The 12,621-nt window shown below is 64.7% G+C and carries 13 protein-coding genes; 8 read left to right on the forward strand and 5 right to left on the reverse strand.

Annotated elements, in window-relative coordinates:
• Window positions 1-27: 27 nt before the first annotated feature.
• The gene (locus tag AC1DYM_RS03770; RefSeq protein ID WP_477336074.1) at window positions 28-492 is read right to left on the reverse strand and encodes a tRNA (cytidine(34)-2'-O)-methyltransferase; all 465 of its coding nucleotides are present in this window, start codon (window positions 490-492) and stop codon (window positions 28-30) included.
• Between the two features lie 7 nt (window positions 493-499).
• Entirely contained in the window at window positions 500-694 is a 195-nt protein-coding gene (locus AC1DYM_RS03775; RefSeq protein ID WP_477336076.1) for a hypothetical protein, read from the reverse strand.
• 383 nt (window positions 695-1,077) lie between these two features.
• Here AC1DYM_RS03775 and AC1DYM_RS03780 point away from each other — a divergent pair, with 383 nt between their 5' ends.
• Together AC1DYM_RS03780 and AC1DYM_RS03785 are read left to right on the forward strand one after the other, a co-directional pair.
• Complete coding sequence (locus AC1DYM_RS03780; RefSeq protein WP_477336078.1) at window positions 1,078-3,960, forward strand: M16 family metallopeptidase; 2,883 nt, start codon at window positions 1,078-1,080, stop codon at window positions 3,958-3,960.
• An 86-nt stretch (window positions 3,961-4,046) separates the two neighbouring features.
• Window positions 4,047-4,460: a DUF4156 domain-containing protein gene (locus tag AC1DYM_RS03785; RefSeq protein ID WP_477336080.1), complete on the forward strand. Its 414-nt coding sequence runs from the start codon at window positions 4,047-4,049 to the stop codon at window positions 4,458-4,460.
• Window positions 4,461-4,482: 22 nt separating this feature from the next.
• On the opposite strand, the gene AC1DYM_RS03790 is transcribed toward AC1DYM_RS03785, so the two are convergent.
• Window positions 4,483-5,394, reverse strand: coding sequence for a LysR family transcriptional regulator (locus AC1DYM_RS03790; protein WP_477336082.1), 912 nt, complete (start codon window positions 5,392-5,394; stop codon window positions 4,483-4,485).
• A gap of 112 nt (window positions 5,395-5,506) precedes the next feature.
• Here AC1DYM_RS03790 and AC1DYM_RS03795 point away from each other — a divergent pair, with 112 nt between their 5' ends.
• The 6 genes from AC1DYM_RS03795 (at window position 5,507) to AC1DYM_RS03820 (ending at window position 11,683) form a co-directional block, all read left to right on the forward strand.
• Entirely contained in the window at window positions 5,507-6,247 is a 741-nt protein-coding gene (locus tag AC1DYM_RS03795) for an SDR family oxidoreductase (protein WP_477336084.1), read from the forward strand.
• 25 nt (window positions 6,248-6,272) lie between these two features.
• Window positions 6,273-7,166 carry an SDR family oxidoreductase gene (locus AC1DYM_RS03800; protein WP_477336086.1) on the forward strand — a complete coding sequence of 298 codons (894 nt, stop codon included), beginning with the start codon at window positions 6,273-6,275 and terminating at the stop codon, window positions 7,164-7,166.
• Window positions 7,167-7,834: 668 nt separating this feature from the next.
• On the forward strand, window positions 7,835-8,326 hold the full coding sequence (locus tag AC1DYM_RS03805; protein WP_046966506.1) for a MarR family winged helix-turn-helix transcriptional regulator: 492 nt from the start codon (window positions 7,835-7,837) through the stop codon (window positions 8,324-8,326).
• Between the two features lie 12 nt (window positions 8,327-8,338).
• Window positions 8,339-10,465, forward strand: a complete 2,127-nt coding sequence (locus AC1DYM_RS03810) for an FUSC family protein (RefSeq protein ID WP_477336089.1) — start codon at window positions 8,339-8,341, stop codon at window positions 10,463-10,465.
• Window positions 10,455-10,652: a DUF1656 domain-containing protein gene (locus AC1DYM_RS03815; RefSeq protein ID WP_046966508.1), complete on the forward strand. Its 198-nt coding sequence runs from the start codon at window positions 10,455-10,457 to the stop codon at window positions 10,650-10,652. Before AC1DYM_RS03810 ends, AC1DYM_RS03815 begins: the two co-directional genes overlap by 11 nt.
• A gap of 11 nt (window positions 10,653-10,663) precedes the next feature.
• Entirely contained in the window at window positions 10,664-11,683 is a 1,020-nt protein-coding gene (locus AC1DYM_RS03820; RefSeq protein WP_477336091.1) for an HlyD family secretion protein, read from the forward strand.
• Window positions 11,684-11,710: 27 nt separating this feature from the next.
• Here AC1DYM_RS03820 and AC1DYM_RS03825 read toward each other — a convergent pair whose 3' ends face one another.
• Both AC1DYM_RS03825 and AC1DYM_RS03830 read right to left on the reverse strand, forming a co-directional pair.
• The gene (locus AC1DYM_RS03825) at window positions 11,711-12,307 is read right to left on the reverse strand and encodes a GNAT family N-acetyltransferase (protein WP_477336093.1); all 597 of its coding nucleotides are present in this window, start codon (window positions 12,305-12,307) and stop codon (window positions 11,711-11,713) included.
• Window positions 12,308-12,317: 10 nt separating this feature from the next.
• Entirely contained in the window at window positions 12,318-12,524 is a 207-nt protein-coding gene (locus tag AC1DYM_RS03830; protein ID WP_046966511.1) for a YdcH family protein, read from the reverse strand.
• Window positions 12,525-12,621: the final 97 nt, after the last annotated feature.

The following is a 12,621-nucleotide window of genomic DNA, read 5'->3' on the forward strand; positions in this document are numbered from 1 at the left end:
GACCAGGGCGGGGCGGCATCCACACGCTCAGGACGCCCCGTCGAACCCCGATTGCCGCCACGCCTCGAACACGGCGACGGCCACGGCATTGGACAGGTTGAGGCTGCGGTTGCCTGGCCGCATGGGCAGGCGCACGCGCTGTGCCTCGGGAATCGCGTCGAGCACATCGTCGGGCAGCCCCGCGGTCTCGCAGCCAAAAAGCAGCGCATCGCCCTCGGCGAATGAGACGTCGGTGTGCAGGTGCTGGCCGCGGGTCGAGAAGGCGAATACCCGTGGATGGCCTAGCGCAGCTAGGCAGGCGTTCAGGTCGTCGTGAACGGCGACGCTGGCGAACTCGTGGTAATCCAGGCCGGCGCGGCGGAGACGGGCGTCGTCCAGCTCGAAACCGAGCGGTCGCACCAGGTGCAGGGCCGCGCCTGTATTGGCACAAAGCCGGATGACGTTGCCCGTGTTGGGCGGGATTTCGGGTCGGAAGAGGATGACATGGGGCATACCCCCATTATGAGGCGATGCGGGGGCAGACGATGCCATCCGGCGGTACGCCGCAGCCGTTGATCGCGGCGTGGGCCGTCGTGCCGACCGTAGCGAGCTGGACCGGGTTGCCGGTGTAGGCAAGCATGTTGCCCAGGATGAGGCCGCAGACGACGAGCGAGGCGACCAGGAGACTGCGGAGCATCAGGAGTTCGTGGTTCATGGTTTTGATTCCGTAAGAAGATACGTGGCGGGTGGTCAGAACATCTGGCCGAGGGTCATGCCGCAGATCAGCATCGAGGTGACGAGCAGGCTGCGCAGCATCAGCATTTCGTACTTCATGGCGTTCTCCGGATCGGTGCCGGGTAAGGAGGCCACCCGGCTTGGCAGGACTAGTAACGCAAACGCCGTGCCAGCTTTTAAGGGTGTGCAATCAGCTGATTCGTATGAGGTTTGTCAGGTGGCCTCGTAGAACGCCGCTGTCCGCGGACACTGACCACACGTAAGCGGACACCGTCCGGACCATGCATGAAGGCTGATTGCGTCCGATGGACCGCGCGGGCTAGCCTCGGAGGAATCGAACCATCGAGGTTCACTGGAGCTGCCATGAAGAAACGATTCGCCCTGCTTGTTGCCGGGCTGATGTCCGTCGGGGTCGCCGGAGCGGCCACTACGTCCCCCGACGCCATCCCGGATATCCCCTTCACGCGGTTCCAGTTGTCCAACGGCTTGACCGTCGTCGTCCACGAAGATCACAAGGCGCCCGTGGTCGCGGTCAGCATCTGGTATCACGTCGGTTCGGCCGACGAGCCGGCCGGCAAGACCGGCTTCGCGCACCTCTTCGAGCACCTGATGTTCTCGGGCTCGGAGAACCGCAAGGGCACCTATTTCCAGCCGTTCGAGCTGGCCGGTGCCACCGATATGAACGGCACGACCTGGTTCGATCGCACCAACTACTTCGAGACGGTGCCGACCACGGCGCTGGACATGGCCCTGTGGATGGAATCCGACCGCATGGGCCACCTGCTCGGGGCCATCGGTCAGAAGGAACTCGATACGCAGCGCGGCGTCGTCCAGAACGAGAAACGCCAGGACGAGAACCGTCCCTACGGCCGCGTCGACGAAAACATCCTGGTCAACACCTACCCGGCCAACCACCCGTACCACCACGACACCATCGGATCGATGACCGATCTCGATGCGGCCTCGCTCGCCGACGTGAAGCACTGGTTCAACAGCTACTACGGTGCGGCCAACACCACGCTCGTGCTCGCCGGCGATATCACCGTGGCGCAGGCCAAGGCCAAGGCCGAGACCTACTTCGGCGACATTCCTGCTGGCCCGCCGGTGCCGCGCCAGCAGCCCTGGATCACGCCCGTCGCGACGTCCACGCGTGGTACGCAGCATGACCAGGTTGCCCAGACCCGCATCGTTCGCACCTGGGTCGTGCCCCAGCTCGGTAGTGACGACTCGATCCAGCTCGACCTCGCCACCACGGTACTCGGTGGCGGCAAGACCTCGCGTCTCTACCAGCGCCTGGTCTACCAGGACAAACTCGCCGACGACGTGAGCCTGGGCATCGCGCCGTTCGCGCTCGCCAGCCAGGTGCAGCTCACCGTCGATGTGAAGAACGGTGTCGATCCGGCGAAGGTCGAAGCGGCCGTGGCCGATGTCTGGAAGGACTACATGGCGACGGGCCCCACCGAGGACGAGCTGGCACGTGCCAAGGTCAGCAACCGCGCCGGCTTCGTGCGCGGCCTGGAGAAGGTCGGCGGGTCCGGTGGCAAGGCGGTGATCCTCGCCGAGGGCCAGGTCTACCGTAACGATCCCGAGGCGTACAAGAAGGATCTCCAGCGCGCACAGGACGCCACGATCGCCTCCGTGCTCGCGTCGTCGAAGACCTGGCTGTCCAAGGGCGACTACACGCTCACCGTGCTCCCTGCCGCACCGGGATTCGATCCCGCCGCCGAGGACAAGGCCGTGGCCGGCCTCAAGGACGCTGCGGGCCGCCCCGCCGCCGTGTTGCCGGCCGCGAAGACTTACACCGTCGGCAAGTCGACCGTGGATCGCAGCAAGGGCGTGCCGTCGGTCGATAGCTTCCCCGACCTTTCGTTTCCGAAACTGCAGCGCGGCAAGCTGAAGAACGGCATCGAAGTGGTGCTTGCCGAACGTCACACCGTGCCGGTCACCCAGATCAGCCTGTTGTTCAATGCCGGCTACGCGGCGGACCAGGGCCGCAAGCTCGGCACCGCCAGTTTCACCTCGGCCCTGCTCGACGAAAGCACCAAGACACTGGACTCGGTCGAAGTGGCCCGTCGCAAGGAGCGGCTTGGCGCGATCATCGGTTCGGGATGCTCGCTCGACACATGCTCGGTCGGTCTTAACGCACTGAACTCCGAGCTCACGCCTTCGCTGGCGTTGTTTGCCGATATCGTCCGCAATCCGGCCTTCAAGTCGGACGACATCGAGCGGGTTCGTGGCCAGTGGGTAGCCGGTATCGCGCAGGAAAAAACCGAGCCCACCGGCCTGGCCCTGCGCACCTTGCCGCCCCTGCTTTACGGCAAGAACCATGCGTACGGGATTCCGTTCACGGGTAGCGGCACCGAGAAGGCGATCGCGTCGCTCACCGCGGCGGACCTGGCCAACTTCCAGCGCGACTACCTGCGTCCGGACAACGTTCGCATCCTCGTCGCCGGTGACACCACGCTGGCGCAGATCCTGCCGCAGCTCGATGCCGCCTTCGGTGACTGGGCGGCACCCGCAAGCGCCATGCCGACGAAGAACGTCGGCCAGGTCGCCGAGCAGCCCAAGCCTCGCGTCTTCCTGATCAATCGCACGGACGCGTCGCAGTCGCTGATTCTGGCCGGTCTGCTCGCACCGTCGACCAAGGCGAAGAACGCGCTGGACCTCGGCATCGCCAACGGCGCGTTTGGTGGCACGTTCACTTCTCGCCTCAACATGAATCTGCGCGAAGAAAAGCGTTGGGCCTACGGTGCGGGCAGCATGCTGTCCGACGCCCAGAACCAGCGTCCGATGCTTTTCTATGCGCCGGTGCAGACCGACAAGACGGCCGATTCCGCAGCGGAAATTCTCAAGGAAGCGCGTGCCGTCATCGGTACGAAGCCGTTGACCGACGACGAGATCGCGAAGATTCGCGCTCAGAAAGTTCGTGCGCTTCCGGGGAGCTTCGAAACCACATCGGCCGTACTCGGCGCGATGACGGGCATCGTCATCTACGACCGTCCGGACGACTACGTGCAGACCCTCAAGGGCCGCATCGAGGGCGTCGACCGCAAGGCCGCAGAGGATGCCTTGACCGCCGTCATTCGTCCGGATGCGCTGACCTGGGTGATCGTGGGCGACCTGAGCAAGATCGAGGCCCCCGTTCGTGCGCTGAACCTGGGTGAGGTGCATGTGATCGATGCCGACGGCAACCCCGCTAAGGACGTGCCGCATGCCAAGGCGACGAAAGCGACCAAGGCGAAGTGAGTGCTCGTGAGGGCGTGATCGAAGAAGATCGCGCCCTCACGGTTGTCCGGCTAGCATAAGCAGCGATCGATTCCACGGAGTTACACATGCGCAAGGCTCTCGTCCTCCTCATTCCTCTCGCCCTTTCCGCCTGTTCGTGGGGCATCAAGCTCGACGAAGGCGCGCGTAACGTCCGCACCGCCTGGAACGGCGATGTCTCCAGCTGCAAGGAGCAGGGCAAGGTCACCGTCTCGGTCATGAACCGCGTCGGCCCGGTGGATCGCAACGACCTGAAGGTTCGTGACGAACTGGAAGTGCTGGCGCGTAACGAGGCCGCCAAGATGGGTGCCGACACGGTGAAGCCGTTGGCCGATCCGAGCGAAGGCTCGCAGCCTTGGGGTGCCTACACCTGCGGCAGCCGCAACGTCGGTCCGTCCCGCAGCAGCGCGCCTCCGCCGCCCCCGCAGGGCGACAGCAACCCGAAGGCGGGTTTCGAAACGGTTCCGCTGAAGAACAACTGATCCGACGTCACCGTCACTTCGCTCAGAGCGAGGTGACGCCGTCGCGCGCCCGCGCGGCAAACGTCGCCGTCACCCAGTCGATGAACACACGTACGCGCGGCGACAACTGCCGATTGTGCGGATACAGCAGCGATACCGGCGAGGGCGTGGGCGGGTAGTCGGGCAACACCGGCACCAGTCGCCCCGCGGCCAGGTCGTCCGCCAGGTGGTAGCGGGGCACCTGGATCAACCCCAGGCCCATGCGGGCGAGATCGATATTGGTATCCGAGCCGGTCACTGTCACGACGGAGGGCAGGTTGATCAGGCGGACTTCGCCGTTCTGGACGAATTCCAGCGGAAGCGTATTTCCCGTGGCGGTCGAGAGAAACCCGATCGCGATATGGCCTTCGAGGTCGTCCGGGGTTTCCGGTACGCCGTGGCGTTCGAGATACGCCGGGCTGGCGCAGGTCACCTCTTCCAGCATCGCAATACGGCGGCCGACCATGCTGCTGTCCGCCAGGTCGCCCACGCGCAGGACGCAGTCCACGCCTTCGCGCACCAGATCCACCCAACGATCTCCCTCGCCCAGATGCACGCGCAGACCGGGGTAGCGGGCAAGAAAGTCGGGCAAGTCGGGCAGGACGAAGGTGCGGGCGAGCGTGCCGTGCATGTCCACGCGCAGCAGTCCGGTCGGTCGCGCGTCGAGGAAGGCGCCCTCGGCATCCTCCACCTCGCCCAGGATCGTGATGCATCGCCGGTGGTAGGCCTCGCCGTCCAGCGTGGGACTGACATGACGCGTCGTTCGCTGGAGTAGCCGCACGCCGAGCCGGGTCTCCAGGCGCTTGATGGCCTGGGTCACGGTCGATCGGGGCAGGTCCAGGTCGGACGCCGCCAGGGTGAAGCTGCGCCGTTCAACGATGCGAACGAAGAGGCGCATGGTGTCGAAGCGGTCCACAACATTGTTCCGTACAGTGGAATAGTGAAGTCATATCCTGCGGGATTATCCGGAGGCTGACAACGTCCATCCTGTTCTCGCCCGGCAATGTCGCCGGTACCGGAGAACCGAGATGAACCAGAACACCCAGAAAGTCGCCATCGTGACGGGCGCCTCGCGTGGTATCGGCGCGGCAGTGGCCAAGCGCCTCGCTCATGACGGCTTCACCGTCGTCGTCAATTACGCCGGCAGCGCCAAGGCGGCCGAGGCGGTCGTTGCCGGCATCGAAGCGGCTGGCGGCACGGCGATCAGTGCCCAGGCCGATGTCTCGAAGTCCGCCGATGTGCGTCGTCTCTTCGATACGGTGCAGGAGGTCTACGGTGGGGTGGACGTGCTCGTAAACAATGCGGGCGTCATGGCCCTGGCCAACGTGGCCGACCTGAAGGACGAAGACTTCGACCGTCTCTTCGCGATCAACGTGAAAGGCAGCTACAACACGATGCGCGAGGCTGCCACCCGCATTCGCGAAGGTGGTCGCATCGTCAACTTTTCCTCGAGCGTGGTCGGCCTGCTGCAGCCGGGCTATGCCGCCTATGCGGCGACGAAGGCGGCCATCGAAGCGACCACCATGGTGCTCGCCCGCGAACTGCGCGGCCGCCAGGTAACGGTGAATGCCATCGCCCCGGGCCCGACCGCGACCGACCTGTTCCTCGACGGCAAGTCGCCCGAGCTCGTCGATCGTCTCGCCAAGCTGGCGCCGCTCGAACGTCTGGGCACGCCCGACGACATCGCCGCCGCCGTGGCCTTTCTTGCTGGCGCCGATGGTGGCTGGGTCAACGGCCAGATCCTCCGCGCCAATGGCGGCATTGTCTGACCCCGGCCGTACCAGGAGACTTCTCATGAGACAGATCATCTTGATTACCGGTGCATCGAGCGGCTTTGGCCTGTTGACGGCGCGCGCCCTGGCCGAGGCAGGGCATACCGTTTATGCCAGCATGCGCGATATAGCCGGTCGTAACGCGGCCAACGCCGATGCGGTGCTCCAGGAAGCGAAGGACCGTCGCATCGATCTTCGCGTGGTCGAACTCGATGTCACTTCGGAGGCTTCCGCGGAAGCCGCAGTGAAGACGATCGTCGAGCGCGACGGCCACCTCGACGTGCTGGTGCACAACGCCGGCCACATGGTTTTCGGTCCTGCCGAGGCGTTCACGGCGGAGCAGTATGCGCAGCTCTACGACGTGAACGTGCTGGGCACGCAGCGGGTCAATCGTGCTGCCTTGCCGGTCATGCGCAGGCAGAAAAAAGGCCTGGTGCTATGGGTGTCGAGCAGCAGCGTCCGCGGCGGCACGCCGCCCTTCCTTGCTCCGTATTTCGCGGCAAAGGCGGCCATGGATTCGCTGGCCGTGAGTTATGCCAGTGAGCTGGCGCGCTGGGGCATCGAGACCTCGATCATGGTCCCCGGTGCCTTTACCAAAGGCACCAACCACTTCGCCCATGCCGGGAAACCTGCGGACGAAGCACGAGCCGCCGAGTACATGGACGGTCCGTACGCCGGCATGCCCGACCGCATTCTGCACGGTCTGGCCGCGCTCGAGCCGGCGGATGCGGACGCGGGGGAGGTCGCCACGAAGATCGTCGAGGTGGTGAATCTGCCGTTCGGCGAGCGGCCTTTCCGGGTTCACGTGGACCCTTCCCAGGACGGCGCCGAGATCGTGAACGGGGTGGCCGACCGGGTGAGGCGGGAGCTGTTCTGGCGGGTCGGGATCGACGACCTATTGTCTCCTACGGCCTGACACAGGCGGGGTCTCGCCGTCTCCGGTTTCAGAATCAGCACTAACGCGGACGGTGCGCGGCGTCACGGACGAGCGAGGGCGAAGACGCTACCGTCCGTTAGCCGCGGAGTCGGTCCGAGGGGCATAAGGGTCCAGGGGTGGATGCCCGGGAAGCGTCGGCAAGTGCGGCTAGCGTACTCATTCCCTAACAAGAAGGATTTTGAACATGAAGTTTCTGACGCCTGCGATTGCCTGCGGACTCATGATGGCCGCCTTCGCGACATCGACACCCGTCCGCGCCATGGAGACCTGTGACAGCTGCCTGTCCCACTACAACACTTGCATGGCCGCTGGCGGCAATTCGAGCACGTGTTGGTCGTGTAATAACCCGAGATGCCTGCAACCGTCGGCGCGCGATGCATTGCAGGACGCCCTTGGGAAGCTCTCGTTGCGAAAGTCGGGCCTATTGCCTCCTGCAGGAGCGCGTGAGGTTGTCACTCGGCAGGAAAGCTAGCAGCTGCATGGCTGTAGCAAGGCTGTGAATGCGAGAAGGCGCGGGCCATGTGGCTCGCGCCTTCTCGCACGCGCTGGTGCCATTGGCAATCGCAAAAGCCTGCATTTAGATCAGCTATTGATTATTCATAACTGAACTATATACTTATGAGGCAATCCGCCGACAGGACGCCCTCATGAGTGATTTCGCCCCCACCGAAGCACGACTCCAGGTCACGCGCTCGAAATATCCGGGCTTCCCGCGCGACCCGGCGGCGCTCGTCCGGCTTATCAAGCATCTCTACAAGGAGATCCACGACGAAGCCAACGCGGTGATGAAGCCTTACGGGCTCAACCACCCCGAATACAACATCCTGATGATGATGTACGGCTCGCCGGATAACGCCCTCAACCCTTCGCAACTGGCCGATGCCGCTGGCGAAAAGTCGGCCAACGTGACCCGGCTGACCACGCAGCTCTGCGAGAAGGGCTACATCGCGCGCGCTTCCAGCGAAGACGATCGTCGCAAGGTCACGCTGACGCTGACCCCTGAAGGCATCGCGTTGATCGAAAGCTTCCTACCCGACATCGTCAGCCTGCTCTTCAGGCAAACCCGCAAGCTGGATGCCACCGAACAGGCCCAGCTCGAGGTCTTGCTGAAGAAGATGCTGGCCGGGTACGGCGAGTAAGCAGCACCCGTCATGTCCGTCTCCGAACTCGCCATCACACCACCCGTCACCCGCCAGGTCGTCGTCGAGACGCTGCGCGAGGAGGCTTCCGTGTGGCTGTTCGTCGTGAAAACGCTGATCGCGTTCTTCCTGACTGGGTGGCTGGCGATGCGTTTCGCTTTGCCGGCGCCGTCGACCGCCATGCTGACCACCGTCATCGTGGCCAACCGGCAGTCGGGCATGGTGCTGGCGAAGAGCTTCTACCGGGCCATCGGAACGCTCGCCGGCGCTACCGCTGCGATCGCCATCGTCGCGTCGTTCCCCCAGCAACGCGATCTCTTCCTTGTCGCGCTGTCCCTTTGGATTGGCCTGTGCGCAGGCGGCGCCACGCTGTACCGCAACTTCAAATCGTACGCCTTCGTCCTGGGTGGCTATACCGCGGCGATCGTCGCCATCCCCGTGATCGACAACCCGCCCGGTGTCTTCGATTCCTCGTGGGCGCGTATCAGCGAAGTGCTGCTCGGTCTCGCCGTCAGTGGCGTCGTCAACGACGTGGTCTTCCCCAGTCGTATGCGCGACGTCCTGCGCCGCGCCGCGCGTGAGCAGTTCGCTCATTTCGTCGCCTTTGTGCGTGATAGCACGCGGGGACGCATGGCGCGCGAGACCATGGAGAACGCACACCTTCGCTTTGTGCGTGATGCGGTGACGTTCGAAGACCTGCGCAGCTCGGTGATCTTCGAAGATGCCGAGGCGCGCGCCCGCAGCGGTCACCTGCGCCTGTTCAACCAGCGCTTCATGGCGGCATCGACCAGCTTTCAATCGCTGCATCACCTCATCAACCGACTGAAGCGCGCTCACCGCGACGTCGCCGCCGACACACTGATCCGGCTGTATGCGCCCATCGGCATCGCGCTCGACGCACCGATCGACGCCGGCGTGGTGGCACGCGAGTTGTTGCCGCGTCTCGCGGCGGCTCGCGAAAGCCTGCGGACACAGCGGTCGCCGTTGCGCGACTCGCTGACCGACACGCAGGACATCCGCGACTTCGATACCGGTGCATCGCTGCTGGTCCGATTCGTCGACGAGTTGTACGCCTATGTAGAAGCTGCGGCGTCGCTGCAGGCACCGCGCGTCATCGCCGCCTCGGGCGAGCGCGTGCGCTTCGATCGCGGCAACGATTTCCTCGGTGCCGGTCTCGCCACCCTGCGTGCCACCCTGACGATGCTCGCTCTCGGCGCCTTCTGGATCTGCAGCGCATGGCCGCTCGGCTCCAGCGCCATGCTGCTCGCCACCGTGTTCGCCGGCTTGTTCGCGACCATTCCCAATCCGACGCGCGTCACCTGGATGGTCATGCTCGGCTACCTCTCCGGCATGGCGGCGGCCTTTGTCTGTGAGTTCTTCGTACTGACGCAGGTAGACGGCTACCCCTTGCTGGTCATCGGCATCGCACCCTTCCTCGCCGTAGGGCTCGTCATGATGATGAGCCAGCGCTTGGCCTCATACGGCCTTGGCTGGGCGATGGGCCTGGCGTACATCCTCGCACTGAAAAACGTGCAGGTGTACGACCCGGCGCACTTCATCAACGATGCGATTGCGCAGGTCGTCGGGCTTGGCGCGGCAGCCGTGTCCTTCGTGGTCATCCCGCCGGCGATTGGTAGCGCGTGGCTGCGCCGGCGCCAGCTCGCGCGGCTGCGTGGGCAGGTTGCGCTGGCCGCAGAAGCGCCGTTGCCGGGACTGCGTCATCGCTTCGAGAGTGTGAACCACGATCTCGTCAGCCAGGTCGTGGCACAGACGGAGCCCGGCAGCGCGGATTCACGTGCCCTGATCGCCTGGGCGCTTGCCGTCCACGAGACCGGTCGCGCGCTCATCGAACTGCGTCACGACATGGCGGGTGCTGACCTGCCGTCCACGCTGCGTCCTTACCTCGTCGAGGCGCTGCGTACGCTGGCGCGCTTCTACGAAAAGCCAGACGCCGCCGGTTACCTGCTGGCGCGCGATGCCGTCGCCACGGCGATCGCGAGCGTCGGTGAGCACGAGGGCGTCCATCACCTGCTCGACCACCTGCATCTCGTTCGCATGGCGTTGCTAGATGGTGAATCCGTCCTTGCCGCCTACATGCCCAACGCCCCGCTTGCCAAGGAGATCGTCCATGCCTCGTGAGATCGCACTCGGCGACGCCCTCGTTCCGGGGTTGCTCGTCCTCTTTGTCCTGGCGCTACTCCTGCTCTGGGCGCTCGACTGGGTGGCAGGCCGCTTCGGCCTCTATCGTCTGGTTTGGCATCCGCCTTTGTTCCGCCTCGCCGTGTTCGTCTGTGTCTTTGGCGCTTGCGCGCTCTTCCTGCTCTGAGTGATTCCGTCATGAAACTCTCGACCCTCATCCGTTTCGCCGTCACCGCGATCGTCGTGCTTGTCGCGGCGCTCGTCGGGCACACCATGTGGAAGCACTACATGTATTCGCCATGGACGCGCGATGGTCGTGTGCGTGCGGAAATCGTACGCATCGCGCCCGATGTGGCCGGGCTGGTCACCGATGTTCAGGTGATCGACAACCAGACGGTGAAGAAGGGCGACATCCTCTTCGTCGTGGACCGTGCGCGCTACGAGAACGCCGTGGCCCAGGCCAAGGCGAATCTCAATGCCGCCGAGGCGGCCGCCCGTGCTGCCGGTGCCAGCATCAATGCGGCTTCCGCAGGCGCGGAGCAAAGCAAGGCGAACTACGAGATGTACCAGGCGCAGTCCGAACGCCGGCAGAAGCTCATCAACAACGTCATTTCAGCCGAAGACAAGGCCAACGCCGCTGCTGCCGCGAATGCGGCCAAGGCTGGCTGGCAGCAGACGCTGGCCAGCACGAAGCAGGCGAGTGCGGCCCAGCAGCAGTCACTGGCAGCCGTGGCCCAGGCGCAGGTCGAGCTCGCTTCGGCGCAGCTCAACCTTGACCGTACGGAAGTGCTCGCTCCGGTGGACGGGTTCGTGACCAACCTCGATGTACGCGTCGGCGACTACGCCAACGCCGGTACACCGCGTCTTGCGCTGATCGATAGCCATTCCTACTGGATCTACGGCTACTTCGAAGAAACCAAGTTGCCGGGGCTGCGGATCGGCGATCCCGTCGATATCCGCCTGATGAGCGGCGGTGTGCAGTTCAAGGGTTCGGTGGAAAGCATCGCGCGTGGCATTACCGATGCCGACAACCCGACCGGTAGCGACCTGCTCGCCGATGTGAATCCCACCTTCAACTGGGTGCGGCTGGCGCAGCGCGTGCCGGTGCGTGTGAAGATCGACACCGATCATCTGCCTGCTGGAACCGTTCTTTCCGCAGGCATGACGGCGACCTTGATCGTCCATCCGTCGCATCCGGACGCGGTCGCTGCTCGCTAAGGAGGCGATCGTGACGAGGGCGCCGTCTTAGGCCTTCGGCGGAGCCAGCCGACTGAGGCGCAACTGCAGCCACTTGTCCACGTCGGGCCACTCGGTGGACAGGATGCTGTAGCAGACGGTGTCGCGGAGCGAGCCGTCGGACCGCCGCTTGTTGGCGCGGAGCACGCCCTCACGCTTTGCGCCGAGCTTTTCGATGGCGCGCTGGGAATCCTGGTTGTAGGCGTCCGTGTGGAACGTGACCGCGACGACGCCGACGTTCTGGAAAGCGTTATCCAGCAGGAGATGCTTGCAGGCCGTGTTGACGTGGCTGCGCTGCCAGCGGCGTGCGTACCAGGTGTAACCGATGGCCACGCGGGAGGGATCGTCCTCGATCTCGTAGTAGCGCGTCGATCCGACCACCTGGCCGGTCTCGTTTTCACGTACCACCCAGGGTGACATGCGGCCTTCTTCCTGGCCGCGCAGGGCCGATTCGACATAGTCCGTCATCCGCCCGGGGCCGGGGACCGAGGTGAACCAGAGATCCCACAGGTTGCCGTCGGCGGCGGCCTGCTCCAGCGCGGGAATATGCGCCAGGGTCATCGGCTCGAGGGTGATGTAGGCGTTTTCGAGGCGGACAGGCGTCATGAAGCGGGTCTCAGGCGTCGAGGTCGGGGATCAGGCGGCTTTCAATCCGCGAAATGGCGTCTTTCAACAGCAGCTTGCGCTTCTTCAGGCGCGTGAGCTGGAGCTCGTCCCGGCTGATGGAGGCCGCCAGGTGGTCGATGGCGGCGTCGAGGTCGCGGTGCTCCACCTTGAGCTCGGACAGCCGTTTGTTCAGTTCAGCGGGATCCGGGACCTGCATGGCAATGGCCGGGCGGGAGGAGAGGGGGCAAGTGTAACTCCCGGCGGGGTCCCCCGCAGCGGCTACAATAGGGGGCCGCCTCTCCCGAACACCGCCA

The organism is Luteibacter sp. P1_D3 (assembly GCF_056406135.1).